We start from the raw sequence: 16,657 nt of genomic DNA on the forward strand, positions 1-16,657 counted from the left end.
CACAAGATTCCGAAGATCCCTTGTGTGTGGCGTACAGCAGATCGGTGTATGCCGCCCCGATCAGCGGGAGGGGCGCCGCATCGGCGGGCGACGGCGGACCTGATCGGCCGCGCCGATGGAGCCGAGGATGAGGGCCGTCTGCAGGATCAGAGCCTCGCGCGGACCCGTGGCATCCCAGCCGATGACCTCGCTGACGCGCTTCAGGCGGTAGCGGACGGTGTTGGGGTGCACGAACAGCTCGCGTGCGGTGGCCTCGAGCGATCGGCCGTTGTCGAGGTAGCTCCACAGCGTCGTGACGAGATCGGTCGAGTGCGCCTGCAGCGGGCGATAGATCCGCTCGATCAACGTCTGCTTCGCGAGGGGATCGCCCGCGAGTGCGCGCTCGGGCAGGAGGTCGTCTGCGTCGACAGGTCGTGGAGCGCTGCGCCAGGCCCGGGCGACGGCGAAACCTGCGAGTGCGGCACGCGCGCTCTGGCTCGCATCGACGAGCGCCGCGACGGCGGGACCGAGGACGACGTATCCGGGACCGAACGAAGGCTCGAGCCGGGACGCGATCTCCTCGAAGCCGAGTTCCTCCTCTTCACCCTCGGACGGCTCTTGGCCCGCGATGCGGGCTCGACCGATGACGAGAACGAGGCGTGAGCCCTGCACCCCGATGAGAACGTCCACCGCGAGCTTGCGCGCCGTGCGACGAACGAGGTCGACGTCGAACTGCGGGGGAGTCGTGCCGACCAGCACCGCGACCTCGCCGTGGCCGTGCCAGCCGAGAGCGGCGATCCGGCTCGGCAGCTCTTCGTCGGCTTCACCCGTGAGGATCGAGTCGACCACGAGCGCTTCGAGTCGCGCATCCCACAGGCCGCGGGCCTCTGCGGCACGGGCGTAGACGTCCGCGGCGGCGAAGGCGACGTCGCGCGAATACAGCAGGATCGCCTCTCGGAGGTCGTTGCCTCGACCGGCGACCCGTTCTTCCGTCACCTCGACCGTGACGCGGATGAGCTGCAGAGTCTGCTGCAGGCTGACACTGCGCAGAAGCTCGCGTGGTGCCGCGGCGAAGATGTCCGCGGCGATCCAGGGGGTCGAGGTCGGATCCTCGTACCACTGGATGAAAGAGGTGATGCCGGCCTGAGCCACCAGCCCGACCGCAGAGCGGCGGGCTGGTGGCATGTCGGCGTACCAGGGAAGGGTGTCCTCGAGGCGCTTGATCGTCACCGAGGCGATGTCACCGGAGATCCGGCGCAGCCAGGTGAGCGTCGCGGTCTTGTCCATACCGCGCGAAGAGGAACCCGTCACCGATGGCTCAGCTTTCGCCGCCCGCGTTGCCGCTGGTGCCGGCGTTCACGTCGTGCAGGCTGTACTTCTGGATGGCCTGCGCGGCGAGAGAACGGTCGACGACCCCGTCTTCCGCGAGCGACTGCAGCGTGCGGACGACGATCGAGGGACCGTCGATCTTGAAGAAGCGACGGGCTGCCGCACGAGTGTCGGAGAATCCGAATCCGTCGGCACCGAGCGTCGCGAAACGCTGCGGGACCCATGGGCGGATCTGGTCCTGCACGGCGTGCATGAAGTCGCTCACGGCGACGACGGGACCTTCGGCGCCCTGCAGCTTCTGCGTGAGGTACGCGGTGCGGGGCTCTTCTTCGGGGTGCAGGAAGTTGTGCTCGTCGGCGGCCAGGCCGTCGCGGCGCAGCTCGGTCCAGGAGGTGACCGACCAGACGTCGGCGATCACACCCCAGTCGTTCTTCAGCAGCTGCTGCGCCTCGAGGGCCCAGGGGAGTCCGACGCCCGACGCGAAGAGCTGTGCACGGGGCCCCTCGCCCTCGCCGACCGAGACGCGATGGATGCCACGCACGATGCCGTCGACGTCCACGTTCTCGGGTTCGGCGGGCATCACCATCGGCTCGTTGTAGAGCGTGATGTAGTACATGACGTTCGGGTCTTCGTGATCGCCGCCGTACATGCGCTCGAGACCTGAGCGCATGATGTGCGCGATCTCGTAGCCGTAGGCCGGGTCGTACGATACCGTCGCCGGGTTGGTGGCGGCGAGCAGGTGCGAGTGGCCGTCGGCGTGCTGCAGGCCCTCACCCGTGAGGGTGGTGCGGCCGGCGGTGGCGCCCATGATGAACCCGCGGGCCATCTGGTCGCCGGCGGCCCACTGGGCGTCGCCGGTGCGCTGGAATCCGAACATCGAGTAGAAGAGGTAGATCGGGATCAGCGGCTCGCCGTGCGTGGCGTAGGAGGTGCCCGCCGCGGTGAACGCCGCGAGAGCGCCCGCCTCGTTGATGCCGACGTGCACGATCTGGCCCTGCGGGCTCTCCTTGTAGGCGAGGAGGAGCTCACGGTCGACCGACGTGTAGTGCTGGCCGTTCGGGTTGTAGATCTTCGCCGACGGGAAGTAGGCGTCCATTCCGAACGTACGAGCCTCGTCCGGGATGATCGGGACGATGCGGTGGCCGAAGTCCTTCGAGCGCAGCAGGTCCTTCAGCAGACGGACGAACGCCATGGTCGTGGCGATCTCCTGCGTACCGGAGCCCTTCTTGGGCAGCGCGTATGCGGTGTCGTCGGGGAGCGAGAGCCCGACATGCGTGGAACGGCGCTCCGGCAGGTAACCGCCGAGAGCCTGACGGCGCTCGAGCATGTACTGGATCGTCTCGTCCTGCGGACCCGGGTTGTAGTACGGGGGCAGGTACGGGTTCTCCTCGAGCTGCGAATCCGTGATCGGGATGTGCATCGCGTCACGGAACGTCTTGAGGTTGTCCAGCGTCATCTTCTTCATCTGGTGGGTCGCGTTGCGGCCCTCGAAGTGCGGACCGAGGCCATAGCCCTTGACGGTCTTCGCGAGGATGACGGTGGGCTTGCCCTTGTGCTCGGTCGCGGCCTTGAACGCGGCATAGACCTTGCGGTAGTCGTGGCCACCGCGCTTCAGGTTCCAGATGTCGTCGTCGGAGTAGTCCTTGACGAGGGCTGCGGCGCGCTCGTCGCGGCCGAAGAAGTGCTCGCGGACGTACGCACCGGACTCGGCCTTGTACGTCTGGTAGTCGCCGTCGGGGGTGACGTTCATGAGGTTGAGGAGCGCGCCCTCGCTGTCGCGGGCGAGCAGGTCGTCCCATTCGCGACCCCAGACGACCTTGATGACGTTCCAACCGGCACCGCGGAAGAACGACTCGAGCTCCTGGACGATCTTGCCGTTGCCGCGCACAGGGCCGTCGAGGCGCTGCAGGTTGCAGTTGACGATGAACGTGAGGTTGTCGAGGCCCTCGTTGGCTGCGACCTGCAGCTGGCCGCGGCTCTCGACCTCGTCCATCTCGCCGTCACCGAGGAATGCCCAGATGTGCGACTGCGACGTGTCCTTGATACCGCGGTTCTCGAGGTACTTGTTCGACATCGCCTGGTAGATGGCGTTGATCGGGCCGAGACCCATCGAGACCGTCGGGAACTGCCAGTACTCCGGCATCAGACGCGGGTGCGGGTACGACGGGATGCCGTGCGGTGCGTGGGACTTCTCCTGGCGGAAGCCGTCGAGCTGGTCTTCGCTCAGGCGGCCCTCGAGGAAGGAGCGCGCGTAGGTTCCGGGGGAGGCATGACCCTGGATGAAGATCTGGTCGGCGCCACCGGGGTTGTCGGCGCCCTTGAAGAAGTGGTTGAAGCCGACCTCGTAGAGAGCGGCCGACGACGCGTACGTCGAGATGTGGCCACCGACGCCGATGCCGGGGCGCTGGGCGCGGTGCACCGTGATCGCGGCGTTCCAGCGGATCCACGCCCGGTAGCGGCGCTCGATCTCTTCGTCACCGGGGAACTCGGGCTCGTTCTCGGCAGCGATCGTGTTGATGTAGTCGGTGGTCGGGACCATCGGCACGCCCAGGTGCAGCTCCTTCGAGCGCTTGAGCAGGCTGAGCATGATCTCGCGGCCACGACCGTGGCCCTTGGCGTCGACGAGCTCGTCGAGCGACTGCTGCCACTCGCCCGTCTCTTCCGGATCGCTGTCGAGGGGGCCCTGGGAATACGGATCCTGGTCGTGCACAGTCACGGGGGAGCCTTTCGTCAAGCTGGCAGGTCATGCCATTGAAACGGGAAGCGACGCGGGCAGCCTTGTCGGCTGTGCACAACGCGTGCCTCCCTCACCCTATCCCCCTTCCACGGCATCAGCGCGCACCGGGGCATCTGTAGACTGGGACGCACCAGGGCCTTTAGCTCAGCTGGTAGAGCGCCACGTTTACACCGTGGATGTCGTCGGTTCGATCCCGGCAGGGCCCACCGTCACCTGATCGTCCGTCGGACGTTCCCCGTGCCCCGCGCAGATGACGACGGCGCACCCGGACGCTGAGCCCGGATACGCCGTCGAAGATGCTGACGCGGTTACTGCTGGATGAAGGCCAGGATGTCGGGGTTGATCACATCGGCATGCGTCGTCAGCATGCCGTGGGGGAACCCGGGGTAGATCTTCAGAGTCGAGTCGCTCAGCAGCTCGGCCTGCTTCACCGATGCGTCCTTGTAGGGCACGACCTGGTCGTCGTCGCCCTGGATGACGAGGACCGGCACGGTGATCGCCTTGAGGTCTTCTGTCTGGTCGGTCTCGGAGAAGGCCTTGATCCCCTCGTAGTGGGCGAGGGCGCTGCCCGTCATCCCCTGACGCCACCAGTTGTCGACGACAGGCTGCGACAGCGTGACACCCTCTCGGTTGAACCCGTAGAAGGGTCCTGCGGCGACCGCCTGGAAGAACTCGGCACGGTTCGCCGCCAGAGCCTCGCGGAAGCCGTCGAAGACCGCGATCGGGGTGCCCTCGGGGTTGGCGTCCGTCTGCACCATCAGCGGGGGGACGGACGACACGAGCACGGCTTTGGCGACGCGGCCCTGGGGCTGTCCGTACTGGGCGACGTAACGCGCGACCTGGCCTCCGCCGGTCGAGTGCCCGATGTGGATGACGTCGCGAAGGTCGAGGTGCTCGACGACGGCAGAGGCATCGCTGGCGTAGTGGTCCATGTCGTGGCCGGTGCCGATCTGCGACGACCGCCCGTGCCCGCGCCGATCGCTGGCGATGACGCGGTAGCCCTTGTCGAGGAAGTACAGCATCTGCGCGTCCCAGTCGTCCGACGAGAGCGGCCATCCGTGGTGGAACATGATGGGCTGCGCGTCGGGGCTGCCCCAGTCCTTGTAGTAGATCTCTGCGCCATCATCCGTGGTCACGAACGCCATGATCAGCCTCCAGGTTTCCGCCGTCCGGAGAGTCGGACGACTGTCGATCGCCCCACGTCTGCTTCGTGGGAGCGCGACCACGCTAACCCGCGCGACCACGCTGCCGGCTCGACATCTGTCCAGGATCCGTCCGGGACTCTTCGACATCTGTCCGGTGCCGATCCGTGTTCTCTCGATAGCCTCTCCACCATGTCGAACTCTCGCATCTCGCACGGTGCGGGATTCTGGGTGGTCGCCTACGCGTTCCTGCTCGTGATGGCGTATGCGACGGTGCCCACACCGCTCTACCCGCTCTACCAGGAGGCCGACGGCTTTCCGGTCTCGGTGATCACGCTGATCTTCGCGGCCTTCGCCGTGGGCGTCGTGCTCAGCCTCTTCCTGCTCGGGCACGTCAGCGACTGGATGGGTCGGCGGCGGATGCTGGTGATCGCGATCCTGATCGCGGCTCTCAGCGCGGTGCTCTTCTTGCTGTGGCACGAGGTGCCCGGTCTTCTCGTAGCGCGGCTGGTGAACGGCGCGAGCGTAGGCATCCTCACCGCCACCGCCACCGCGCATCTCGGCGAACTGCGCGCACATGCCAGACCGACCGAGAACGTCATCGTCGCAGCGTCCGTCGCCGGTGCCGCGAATCTCGGGGGATTGGCGCTCGGGCCGCTGATCGGAGGGCTGTTCGCCGAGTTCCTCCCCGCGCCGCTCGTACTGCCGCACGCGGTCTTCCTCGTCGTGCTCATCGCAGCCGCGATCGCCGTCGCGTGCGTTCCCGAGACCGTGGCACCCCCGAGCGAGCCACGGCGATACCGGCCTCAGCCGATCGCCGCGCCGCCGAGCTCGAGAACCGCGTTCGTGGCCGCCGGGTTCGGCGCGTTCGCCGGCTTCGCCCTCTTCGGGTTGTTCACCTCGCTCGCACCGACCATCCTCATCAGCACGTTCGGCGAGCACGACCACCTTCTCGCTGGGGTCACGGCGTGCTCGGTGTTCGCCTCCGCGGCATCCGGGCAGGTGGCGCTGGCACGCGTGCCACTGCGGATCCAACTGACCGTCGCAGCGGTCTGCTGTGCGCTCGGCCTCATCGCTGTCGCGGCGGGAACGTTGCTGCCGTCACTGCCGATGTTCCTCGGAGGAGGCGTCGTGGCAGGCGTGGGCGTCGGGCTGTTGTTCAGATCGGCGGTCGCCACAGCATCCGGTCTTGCAGAGCCGGGGCGCCGTGGCGAGACGCTCGCGCTGATCTTCCTGATCGCATACTGCGGGCTCGCACTGCCGGTGCTCGCCATCGGAGTCATCCTCACCTTCGTGCCGCAGACGACCGTGCTGCTCGTGTTCATCTCCATCGTCCTGCTGGCGACGGTCTCAGCAGCGATGGTCATGCGCCGCGCGATCGTCCGTCCGGCGTCTCGCGCGCTGGATTGATCGCCCGGACCGATCGACGACGAAACCGCCCTGTAACCGGCGCGCCATCATCGCGACGAGAAGACCTGCCAAGCTGACATCAGCGAAAGGCGGACGTCGTGACCGAACCCTCACCCTTCGGGCTGCTGCTGCGGTCGCTGCGAGTGGGCCATGACCTGACCCTCGAAGCGCTCGCCGCGCAGTCCGGCGTGAGTGTGCGCACGATCGGCGACCTCGAACGAGGCGCGAGCTCCTCTCCGCAAAGTCGCACGGTCGACGCTCTGGCTGATGGACTCGGCCTGGATGCGGCCGAACGTCATGCCTTCCTGCGTGCGGCGCGTGCCCGTCCCCGGGCCGCCCTCGCGACCGACGGCCCTGGCGCGATCTCCCCGCACAGGGTGTTCGACTTCTCGGGGCGCGATGCCGAGATCGATGAAGCGCTCGAGATCCTGTACGGACCGCTGGCCTCCGACACCCAGCGCCCGGCCCTGATCATCAGCGGGGCTCCGGGAATCGGCAAGACGACCGTGGCGATCGAGATACTCGAGCGCGGGCGGTCGAGCGGCCACCCCGCGGTCTTCCTCGGGCTGGACGGCTTCAGTTCGTCGCCCCTCAGTCCGCTTCAGGTGATGACCGCCATGTTGCGCCAGCTTCCCGGGGCCGAGCAGAAACCGCCCGCGGATCTCGGCGAGGCGCGAGCACGATGGCGGGCAGCCGTCGAGACCGCCCCGGTCACGGTGCTCCTCGACAACGTCGCGAACGAGGCGCAGATCCGTCCGATCCTGTCGATCTGCGCCGGCGATGTCGTCGTCGTGACCTCTCGTCGCAGTCTCGCCGGCCTCGAGGGCGTGCGGCGACTGCGTCTCGGACCGCTTCGACGGGAGGAGAGCACAGCGTTCCTGCATCGGCTGATCCCGCAGGCTGCGAGCCGCGATGATGCTCTGGGCGAGGTGGCGGGCCTCTGCGACGACATCCCCCTGGCGCTGCGCGTGGTCGGCAATCGCATCGCCAGTCGGCCCGCATGGACGGTCGACGACCTGCTCGGTCGGTTGCGCACGTCGGAGGACCGGCTGCGCCTTCTCGTCGCCGGCGATCTGGCGGTGGAAGCGGCCATCTCGCTCTCCTACGACGAGCTCGACCCTCGCACCGCCGCCCTGTTCCGCTGGATCTCCCTCATCGACGGCCGGACGTTCGGCGCACATCTCGCCGCTGCGGCGGTGCGTTCGTCTGATCTCGCGGAGGTCGAATCGCGATTGGACGATCTCACGGATCTGGGGATGCTCGAAGCGCGCGGCGGCGATCGCTACCGGCTGCACGACCTGATGCGGCTCTTCGGGCGGAGCAAGCTGCGCGCATCGGTCGGACCGGACGAGATCGCGCGTCGCGGTGACCACATACGCTCCTGGCTTCTCGGAACCCTGGAGCGCGCGGGCGCCTGGTACGAGCCGCAGAGAGAGCCGACCGCGCTCGGGCGCACCGGCCGCGGGTTCGTCGACGCAGAGGCTGCCGCAGAGTGGATCCGCACCGAAGCCGAGCACTGGTGGCCGGCATACACGGAGGCCGCCGAGGTCGGAGAAGACGAGACGGTCTGCGACGTCGCCGATGCGCTGCACTGGTACTCGGACATCTGGATGACGTGGGGCAACTGGCACCGGTTCTACTCCCTCGCGGCGAGCGCCGCGCAGAGCCTGGGGGATCCGTTGAAGGAAGCCGCCCAGCTCGGGTATCTCGCGTGGGCCGAGATCGTCGAGGTCGGCGATCGGGAGAAGGCGGTCATCACCGCACGCACGGCGCTGGCCGCAGCGCTGCGGGCCGGCGACTCTGCTCAGAAGGGATGGGCGCAGTATTACATCGGATGGGCGAGTTGGACTCTGGATCGTCTCGTCGACGCGGATGCGGCTGCCGTCGCCGCCATCGACGAGTTCAGCGCCGCGCACGAGACCACGGGGCTGGAGAATGCCCAGGTGCTGTCTTCCATGATCAAGGGCAAGCGCGGTCAGTTCCTCGAGTCCATCGCGGCGACGGAGGCCACCCTCGCCCGAGTCCGGTCCGCTGAGACCACTGACAGCATCACCAGCATCGTCACCCAGTACGCGGCGTGTCTCGACCTGATCGATGCCTACGTCGCCGTCGGACGATTCGAGGATGCGATCCGGATCGGCGAGCTGGGCATCGCCATCGCTCGCGCTCTGAAGGACGACACCCGGGTGCTGCTGATGATGCGCCGACACATCCGGGCACTCATCCACGCGGGCGAGGGAGAGGCGGCCATCGCCGAGGCGGATGAGGCCCTGCGCCTTCTCGGGCCGGGCAGCAGTGAGGCCTTCATCTTCGCCAGAGTGCGCCGGGAGGTGTCGCTGATCGGCATGCCGGAATCATCCGGATCGGCCCCGGATCCGGTGTGACCGCCGGATGCGAGATCGGCATCACAGTCGACCGGTGGATTCCCAGAGCCGTATGAGCTTGAGCGCCAGGTGCAGGGTGCTGCGCTTCACCCCGTCCTCGAGCGCATCCTTGACCACCGGCGGCATGCGCTCGAGACGGTAGTAGAGGGTCGTGCGGTGGACGAAGAGGATCTGGCACGCGGCGACCACGTTGGCACCGACGTCGAGGTACGTCTCGACGGTGAGGCGCTGGCTGTCGTCTGTCTGGGAGTACAGGACGTGCGCGGCCGGCGAGATGATCCTGAGGGCGTCGGGATCTGCGGATGCGGAGGCGAGCAGCCGCCAGCCACCGAGCTCGCTCGCATCGACGGACGGGTGGAACTGGGGGAGGGCTGCGGCGAGAGAGGCGGCGACCGCCGCCTCGTCGGCGGCGCTGCGGAGATCTGTCGCACCTCGCGCAGGCGATGCCGATCCGATTCCGAGGATCCTCAGTCCGCGTCGGGCGGCTTCCTGCAGGATAACGTCGGCGAGGTCGCTGTCGGCCGGCTGCCCGACCAGCACGACCACACCGCCTTCGAGCGTGATGAAGTGGGCGGGGACAGGACGCAGATGGGCGAGGTGGCGGCCGAAGGCGATGCGGTCGACGTCTGTGACGGCGGAATCGATCAGGATCGCGCGCACCACGGTCCCCGCGTCGCGGTTCACCCACCTCTGCCCGAGTGCGCGCGAATAGGCGTCTCGGCGCACTGACGCCTCGGCGTCCAGCAGGTCACGCAGGATGGACTCGCGATCCGCCCTCGAGGAGCCGAGGTCACGACGAAGGGTGATCCGGACGAGCGCGGATGCCGCATCGACGGATTCGAAATCGCTCGCCGTGAGGGCAGACCCCGCGCCCAGATCGATCAGGATGAACGCGATGGCAGCACCGTCGTCCTGCACCGGGACGGAGAGGAGCGACACCGAGGCTTCGTCCGCAGGTGCAGCCGCACCGGGCTCGTGGATGACCACCCGACGGCTCAGGGATGCTCCGAGCTGGAGCGCGATCTCATGGAGAGCCGCGGAGTGGGCGTCGGTCGTCGTGTCGCTGATCGTCATGGGTTCGCTCCTGTGCGGGGGATGGGCTCACCGTGTCGCTCTGCATCGATGGGGGACTTCCGTCATCGAACTCGAGTACGTCTCATGCAACTCCCCTGCGCGCGTACACACCAGGCGGAAAGCAGGCAGAAGTGGAGATGCCCGGTATTCGACTCCTGTCGCACGGTCGTCGCCGCCTCAGTTCTTAGATTCGTCTCACACGGACGAACGACCGCGAGGAGGCGAGATGACGGCGACCAGCACGGTCGTGCTCGTGCACGGCGCCTTCCTGGACGCCTCTGGGTGGTGGCCGGTCGTGCTCCGTCTGCTCGACGCTGGACACCGGGTGCTCGCCCCGGCCGTGGTCGGTCGCAGCTTCCACGGCGATTGCGACTACATCCGGGCGTTCGTCGAGCGCGTCGACGGAGAGGTCCTACTCGTCGGGCACGGCTACGGCGCAGCGGTGATCACCGTGGCGGGCGAGGCGAACAACGTCACCGGACTGCTCTTCATCGCGGGCTTCGCGCTCGATCGCGGAGAGAGCATCGACGAGCTGTGCAGCCTGTTCGCCCCGACCGAGGCATCAGCGCATCTTGCACCTGCTCTGTTCCCGGATGACGGCGGAACCGTCCGCACTGAGCTCACCGTCGCCCCTGATCGCTTCGCCCATCTGCTCGCCGAGGGCCTGCCCTCCGACGAGTCGGGAGTTCTCGCCGTGTCGCAGCGGCCGATCGCCGACTCGGTCTTCGCCGAGCGCGCCCTGCAGGCCGCCTGGAGGACGAAGCCCAGCTGGGGTGTGGTGGCGACCGAGGATCGCATGGTCGACCCGCAGGTGCAGCGCTTCGGATATCGGAGGGCGGGCTGTCGAACGGTGATGGCACTCGACGGGCCGCACCTGGTCATGCAGACCCACGCCGCGGACATCGTGGGGCTCATCGACGGCATCCTTCGGGAGGTCGCGACCCATGGCTGAGCTGCTGGTGGCATCGGCGGACGGCCGCATCGGATGGCGCGCGGGTTTCGCCCCTCTCGCCGAGCCCATCTTCCGTTTTCGATCAACCCCACGCACGAGCAGAGAAAGGTCTTCACATGGTTCCCGACGATCAGCCCACCCCTCGTCCCGAGGTCCCCTCACTGGGCAACCCTGATCTGCCGCAGGAGGGTGAAGTGAACATCGCCGACCGCCCGCAGAGCAACACGATGACCGGCCGCAGAACGAGGTCATCGAGTCGCAGTTCCCGAACCAGATGCACGCGCCGGCCACCGACATCAGCACGCAGCCGTTCTTCTGGTCGTCTTTCAACATCTCACCCCGCCGGGTGCAGCGCGGCGGCTGGGCGCGGGAGCTGACCAAGCAGGACTTCCACATCTCCGACGAGATCGCCGGAGTGAACATGTATCTCGAGCCGGGCGGTATCCGCGAACTGCACTGGCACCAGACCGCCGAATGGGCCGTGATGACCCGCGGCAAGGCACGGGTCACCACCCTCAGCCGCTCGGGTCTCCCTGCGGTGGAGGACGTGGAGGAAGGCGATCTGTGGTTCTTCCCCGCCGGCACCCCGCACTCCCTGCAGGGACTCGGCCCCGACGGCGCGGAGTTCGTGCTCGCGTTCGACGACGGCGACCAGTCCGAATCGAACACGCTGCTGCTCACCGACTGGTTCGCCCACACCCCACCCGAGGTGCTCGCCAAGAACTTCGGCGTCGCCCAGGAAGTCTTCTCCGACGTCCCCCTGCACAACCTCTGGATCTTCCCCGGCGAAGAGCCACCCGCGCTCGACGTCGACCAGGCCGCCGCGGGCGTCGAGTGGGGCATGGAACCCGTCATCTTCCGCCTCTCGCGGTCGAAGCCGCTGTACGAGAACTCCGGCGGCAGCATCCAGATCGCCGACTCCACCAACTACGCCTACTCCAGCACCGTCGCCGCGGCGCTGGTGACGGTCGAGCCGGGATCGATGCGGGAACTGCACTGGCACCCGAACGCCGACGAGTGGCAGTACTACCTGCGCGGATCCGCCCGCATGACCGTGTTCAACACCGGCCCGCACGCGAACACGACCGATTTCCGGGCGGGCGATGTGGGTGTGGTGCGCAAGAATCTCGGCCACTACATCGAGAACACCGGTGACGACGTGCTGCAGTTCCTCGAGGTGTTCCGCACCGATAAGTATGAGGAGATCTCGCTCGCGAACTGGCTCTCGCACGTGCCACCGCAGCTCGTCTCCGCGCACCTGAACATCGATCCCGCGGTGCTGGCGACGTTCCCCCGCGGAGCTCAGGGCATCACGCCTCTGCGCTGATCAGAGCGCAGCGACCTCGGCCAGGTATCGGTGGATGAGGGTGACCGCCATCGCGCCTTCGCCCACCGCCGATGCGACGCGCTTGACGGAGTTGGCTCGGACGTCGCCGGCGGCGAAGACCCCGGGAACGGACGTCTCGAGATAGTAGGGCGCGCGCTCGAGGGCCCATCGATCCAGGTCGCCGGGGGAGAGGTCGACGCCGGTGAGCAGGAAACCGCGCGCGTCGAGCCGCACATCGGTGGTCTGCGCCCATTCCGTGTTGGGCGCTCCTCCGATGCAGACGAACAGGTGCGTGGCCGCCACCCGCGCGGTCACACCGGCCCGGTCGAGGGTGATCTCGCGCAGGTGGTCGTCTCCATCGACGGCGACGACCCGGGTGTTCACGAGGACGGTGACGTTCGGCTGCACGGCGAGTCGGTTGAGCAGATACGCCGACATGGTCGACGAGAGCGACGGCCCGCGCACGAGCACCGTGACGTGCGCGGCGTGCGCTGCGAGATTCATCGCGGCCTGCCCTGCGGAGTTCGCGCCGCCGACGACGTAGACGTGAAGACCGATGCAGGCGGAGGCCTCGCTGGTGCCGGCACCGTAGTAGACCCCCGCGCCCTCGAGATCGTGCGCCCGAGGCAGATCGAGTCGACGCCACTGCACCCCGGTCGCGCACAGGGCCGCGCGGGCGTGGATCTCGGAGCCGTCGGCCAGCCGCGCCCGCACATCGTGGTCCGTGAACGTGCGGTCGACCCCGTGACGCATGAGCACGAGGTCAGCCCCGAACGAGACTGCCTGCCGGCGTGCACGTTCGGCGAGATCTGCCCCGGAGATTCCTCCGGGGAAGCCGAGGTAGTTCTCGATGAGGCTGCTGAAGCCCGCTTGTCCGCCCACGGCATCTCGTTCGATCACCGCGACGGAGAGACCCTCCGACGCCGCGTAGACCGCAGCCGAGAGTCCTGCAGGACCCGCGCCGTGGATGATCAGGTCGTACGTCGAGCGGGACGGCGGGTTCACCCAGCCCAGAGCCGCCGCGACCTGGTCAGGGGTCGGGTCCTCGAGAATCGTGCCATCAGAGAGGACCACGAGAGGGAGAGCCCTGCCGGCGAGATCGACACCCGCCGCTGCTGCGGATCCTGGCGGCACCATGATCGAGAGGAACGGGACCTCGCTGCGGGTCAGATAGTCGCGCAGGGCGTAAGCATCCGGCCCGTCGGCATCCGCGACGACGCGAAGAGGCTGTGTGCCGTCTCCGGGCGCGGTCATGCGTTCCCGGCGAGCTGCTCTTCCCAGTCCGCCGGCACCCGCTCAGCGGGTCCGGGGGTGGTCTGCGACCGCGGATGGCTGCGAGGGGGAGCGAGGACAGGACCGTCGAAGACGGTCTCGGTGCCGAAGTCCCAGAACCAGTCCTCGCCGGGCTCGAAGCTCTGGATGACTCGATGGCCGCTCGTATGCGCGTGCGTGGTGCCGTGCTTGTGCAAGGAGTCGTCGCAGCATCCGACGTGCCCGCAGAAGGCGCACCGGCGCAGGTGCAGCCACCACGAGCCGATCTTCTCGCAATCCACGCAACCCGGCCCCGAGGGGGGAACGTCCACCCGGATGAAGTCGTCGACGTCGCTCATGGGTGCATCTCCTGTCGTCGGTATGTCGTCGGGGTCATGATGTCGGGATTCCGTGCCGTACTCAAGGGTGCCCGACGGAACGCCCCTGCTCCTTCGACACCAGTCGAAGCCCTGCTCGTCGACATCCTCTACGTTCGTGGGGGTGAGCACCTCTTCCTCCCATCGGGTCCCGATCGAATCGCAGAAGGTCGATGCGCCGCTGACCTCCAGCGCGACCTTCCTCGTGCTGCAGATCGCAGACGGAGCGGATGCCGCCTCGGCCGTGCGTGACGCGATCAGCGGCATCGACGACATCGTGAAGAACGTGGGATTCCGTGATCTCGATGCGATGCTGTCGTGCACGGTCGGCATCGGCGCCGCAGCATGGCCGCGACTCACCGCGCGCCGGGCTCCGGCCGAGCTGCACCCCTTCGCACCCGTGGTGGGTCCTGTGCACACCGCGCCGGGCACCCCCGGGGATCTCCTCTTCCATATCCGTGCGAACCGCCAGGATCTCGTCTTCGAGTTCGAGCGCCAGCTGCTCGACGTGCTGGGCGACGCCGTGACCGTGGTCGACGAGACCTCGGGGTTCCGGTACTTCGACGTGCGCGACCTGCTCGGATTCGTCGACGGGACGGCGAACCCGGTCGGCAACGCCGTCGTCGAGTCGACGCTCATCGGCGCCGAGGACGGAGACAACGCGGGCGGCAGCTATGTCGTGGTCCAGAAGTACCTGCACGATCTCGGTCAGTGGCAGTCGCTGGCGACCGAGCAGCAGGAGGCGATCATCGGTCGGCGTAAGGCGGACAACGTCGAGCTCGACGATGCGGCCGTCGGGCAGAAATCCCACAAGACCCTGGCCACCATCGTGGTCGACGGTGTCGAACACGACATCCTGCGCGACAACATGCCTTTCGGCAGCCCGGGCTCGTCGTCGTTCGGCACCTACTTCATCGGATACTCGCGCTACCTCTGGGTCATCGAGAAGATGCTCGAGAACATGTTCATCGGCGACCCGTCCGGCGCGTACGACCGACTCCTGGACTTCTCCCGGGCCACGACCGGCAGCACCTTCTTCGCGCCGTCCGCGGACTTCCTCGGCGGGCTCGCCGACGAGCCGTCGCCCGCGTAGCATCGCGGACCGCCCCGTCTGCCGGGCGAAGGGCCCCTCCCATCTCCCGCCGCACGCGCGTACCGTTGATACATGGGAAGACTCTTCTACGGAGCCGCTCAGCCGCCGATCCTCATCGAGGACCGTGCGTTGGCTCACCTCAAGATCGTGCTGACGACGAAGCTGCGCCGCAACGAGAGCTTCACCCTGTCGTGGATCCACAAGGACGGCGAGGCTCCCGGTCGATCAACCATCTGGCTGCATCCGTCGATCCCGCTGCGCTTCGTGTTCGACGAGACGGAGGCGCCGACGCTGAACCGTCGGTGGATCGAGGAGCTCTCTCAGACGCTCAGCAGCACGGGCGGCGTCTGTCTGACTGCAGAGATCATCGATCCCACCGAGCATGAAGGTGCAGCCGAGATAGGCAGGTGACAGGCACGCTCACAGGGTGAGTCGTCGATCGACGATCTGCTGTGCGACGTCGTGCAGACGCGCGCCGACAGAGCGGGCGTGTCTTCTGAGGATGGTGAACGCGTCGTCGATCGAAACGCTCCGCTGAAAGGACAGCGCGCCCTTCGCCTGCTCTATCACGATCCTGCTGTCGAGCGCGTGCTGAAGCTGCACGGCGCGGTCGGCATGCGCGCGGAGCGTGCGATGCTGCACAAGACCGATGGTCGCGAACTCACCGAGCGCTTGAGCGACGGCCGCGTCCTGGTCGGTGAGCACACCGACCCTGTCGAAGAAGAGGTTCAGCGCACCGAGGTGCTGACCGCGCAGGGTGAGCGGCACCGCGTAGCCGGCGCGCAGGCCGCGCCCTGCCGCGAGGGGAGCGAACTCGGGCCACCGATCGGCACTGGACAGCAGATCAGCGGTCTCCACGATTCGTCCTGACCGGAAGCTGTCGAGGCAGGGCCCCTGCTCGATGCCGAGCTCCGCCTCCTCCACATCGCTCGCTCGCTCGCTCGTTGACCCCAGTACGTGAAGCCGCCCTCCGGCATCGGCGAGGACGATGCCCGCGTCGACCGCGGGGGTGAAGCTCGTCGCAGACTCGACCAGGAGGTCCATCGTGTCGATGACGTCGTAGTCCGGGTCCAACGCGTCCGCCAAGCGGCGGAACACTGTGGTCAGGTCGTTGCGAGAGCGCGGGTCGGCGTTCATCTCGAACGGCATTCGAATCCGCTCCTCAGCGCGCGCCCGCGCCCGCGCCCACGGCCTGGCCCTGCGCTGCGCTGACGTTCTCGGGTTCGTGAACGAGGTAGAGCCCGGACGGCGCGTTCGCGGTGAATGCGAGGGCATCGATCCAGTGCCGATTGAGGTCCGGAACCCCGCCGCCGGCATATTTGAAGACCAGGTTGCAGCCCGCATGCATCCAGACGGAGGTGCGCCCGCCCCCGACGCTGGCATCTTCCCGCCAGGTGAACAGGAACGGTTCACCGCGTCGCAGCTTGGTCGTGATGACGACCTGCAGATGATGAAGAGCGCGGTCATCGACCTCGACCTTCTGGTCTCCCTCGTACAGGAACCTGCCCATGATCGGACATCCTTTCTTCGATCTCCTTCTGAACCCAGAGGTAGTGCCGGGCGGCGTGAGTTGCAAGGCCCTTGCAGACCGCAGTGGAACGA

Annotated in this window: 14 protein-coding genes and 1 tRNA gene; 7 read left to right on the forward strand and 8 right to left on the reverse strand. The window is 67.6% G+C overall.

Annotation, left to right across the window (positions count from 1 at the left end):
• Nucleotides 1–60: 60 nt before the first annotated feature.
• Nucleotides 61–1,266 (reverse strand): PucR family transcriptional regulator, encoded by a 1,206-nt coding sequence (locus ACQ4LY_RS13660; protein WP_431072303.1) that lies wholly within the window; start codon nt 1,264–1,266, stop codon nt 61–63.
• A 31-nt stretch (nt 1,267–1,297) separates the two neighbouring features.
• Complete coding sequence (gene aceE / locus ACQ4LY_RS13665; protein WP_431072305.1) at nt 1,298–4,024, reverse strand: pyruvate dehydrogenase (acetyl-transferring), homodimeric type; 2,727 nt, start codon at nt 4,022–4,024, stop codon at nt 1,298–1,300.
• A gap of 154 nt (nt 4,025–4,178) precedes the next feature.
• Between aceE and ACQ4LY_RS13670 the strand changes: the two genes are divergently transcribed.
• Nucleotides 4,179–4,251 (forward strand) — tRNA-Val (locus ACQ4LY_RS13670).
• Nucleotides 4,252–4,353: 102 nt separating this feature from the next.
• Here the strand turns inward: ACQ4LY_RS13670 and ACQ4LY_RS13675 are convergent.
• Complete coding sequence (locus ACQ4LY_RS13675) at nt 4,354–5,190, reverse strand: alpha/beta fold hydrolase (RefSeq protein ID WP_431072307.1); 837 nt, start codon at nt 5,188–5,190, stop codon at nt 4,354–4,356.
• Between the two features lie 189 nt (nt 5,191–5,379).
• Here ACQ4LY_RS13675 and ACQ4LY_RS13680 point away from each other — a divergent pair, with 189 nt between their 5' ends.
• Together ACQ4LY_RS13680 and ACQ4LY_RS13685 are read left to right on the forward strand one after the other, a co-directional pair.
• Complete coding sequence (locus ACQ4LY_RS13680; RefSeq protein WP_431072309.1) at nt 5,380–6,597, forward strand: MFS transporter; 1,218 nt, start codon at nt 5,380–5,382, stop codon at nt 6,595–6,597.
• Nucleotides 6,598–6,695: 98 nt separating this feature from the next.
• On the forward strand, nt 6,696–8,981 hold the full coding sequence (locus tag ACQ4LY_RS13685) for a helix-turn-helix domain-containing protein (protein ID WP_431072311.1): 2,286 nt from the start codon (nt 6,696–6,698) through the stop codon (nt 8,979–8,981).
• A gap of 21 nt (nt 8,982–9,002) precedes the next feature.
• Here ACQ4LY_RS13685 and ACQ4LY_RS13690 read toward each other — a convergent pair whose 3' ends face one another.
• Complete coding sequence (locus ACQ4LY_RS13690) at nt 9,003–10,055, reverse strand: PucR family transcriptional regulator (protein ID WP_431072313.1); 1,053 nt, start codon at nt 10,053–10,055, stop codon at nt 9,003–9,005.
• A gap of 226 nt (nt 10,056–10,281) precedes the next feature.
• On the opposite strand from ACQ4LY_RS13690, the gene ACQ4LY_RS13695 reads away from it, so the two are divergent.
• Entirely contained in the window at nt 10,282–11,007 is a 726-nt protein-coding gene (locus ACQ4LY_RS13695) for an alpha/beta hydrolase (RefSeq protein ID WP_431072315.1), read from the forward strand.
• 274 nt (nt 11,008–11,281) lie between these two features.
• Nucleotides 11,282–12,334 carry a cupin domain-containing protein gene (locus tag ACQ4LY_RS13700; RefSeq protein ID WP_431072317.1) on the forward strand — a complete coding sequence of 351 codons (1,053 nt, stop codon included), beginning with the start codon at nt 11,282–11,284 and terminating at the stop codon, nt 12,332–12,334.
• On the opposite strand, the gene ACQ4LY_RS13705 is transcribed toward ACQ4LY_RS13700, so the two are convergent.
• A complete protein-coding gene (locus ACQ4LY_RS13705) occupies nt 12,335–13,588 on the reverse strand; it encodes an FAD-dependent oxidoreductase (RefSeq protein ID WP_431072319.1) in 1,254 nt (417 codons plus the stop codon). It lies immediately after the preceding gene.
• Nucleotides 13,585–13,944, reverse strand: a complete 360-nt coding sequence (locus tag ACQ4LY_RS13710) for a UBP-type zinc finger domain-containing protein (RefSeq protein ID WP_431072321.1) — start codon at nt 13,942–13,944, stop codon at nt 13,585–13,587. The genes ACQ4LY_RS13705 and ACQ4LY_RS13710 overlap by 4 nt, the downstream gene beginning before the upstream one ends.
• 142 nt (nt 13,945–14,086) lie before the next feature.
• On the opposite strand from ACQ4LY_RS13710, the gene ACQ4LY_RS13715 reads away from it, so the two are divergent.
• Nucleotides 14,087–15,055, forward strand: coding sequence for a Dyp-type peroxidase (locus tag ACQ4LY_RS13715; RefSeq protein WP_431072323.1), 969 nt, complete (start codon nt 14,087–14,089; stop codon nt 15,053–15,055).
• 72 nt (nt 15,056–15,127) lie between these two features.
• A complete protein-coding gene (locus ACQ4LY_RS13720) occupies nt 15,128–15,466 on the forward strand; it encodes a hypothetical protein (protein ID WP_431072325.1) in 339 nt (112 codons plus the stop codon).
• 9 nt (nt 15,467–15,475) lie between these two features.
• Here the strand turns inward: ACQ4LY_RS13720 and ACQ4LY_RS13725 are convergent, their stop codons facing one another.
• Nucleotides 15,476–16,204 carry a GAF and ANTAR domain-containing protein gene (locus ACQ4LY_RS13725; protein WP_431072327.1) on the reverse strand — a complete coding sequence of 243 codons (729 nt, stop codon included), beginning with the start codon at nt 16,202–16,204 and terminating at the stop codon, nt 15,476–15,478.
• Between the two features lie 13 nt (nt 16,205–16,217).
• Entirely contained in the window at nt 16,218–16,565 is a 348-nt protein-coding gene (locus ACQ4LY_RS13730; protein WP_431072329.1) for an ATP-dependent DNA ligase, read from the reverse strand.
• Nucleotides 16,566–16,657 lie beyond the last annotated feature (92 nt).

Source organism: Microbacterium phyllosphaerae (assembly GCF_050628115.1).
Lineage (GTDB): Bacteria > Actinomycetota > Actinomycetes > Actinomycetales > Microbacteriaceae > Microbacterium > Microbacterium phyllosphaerae_A.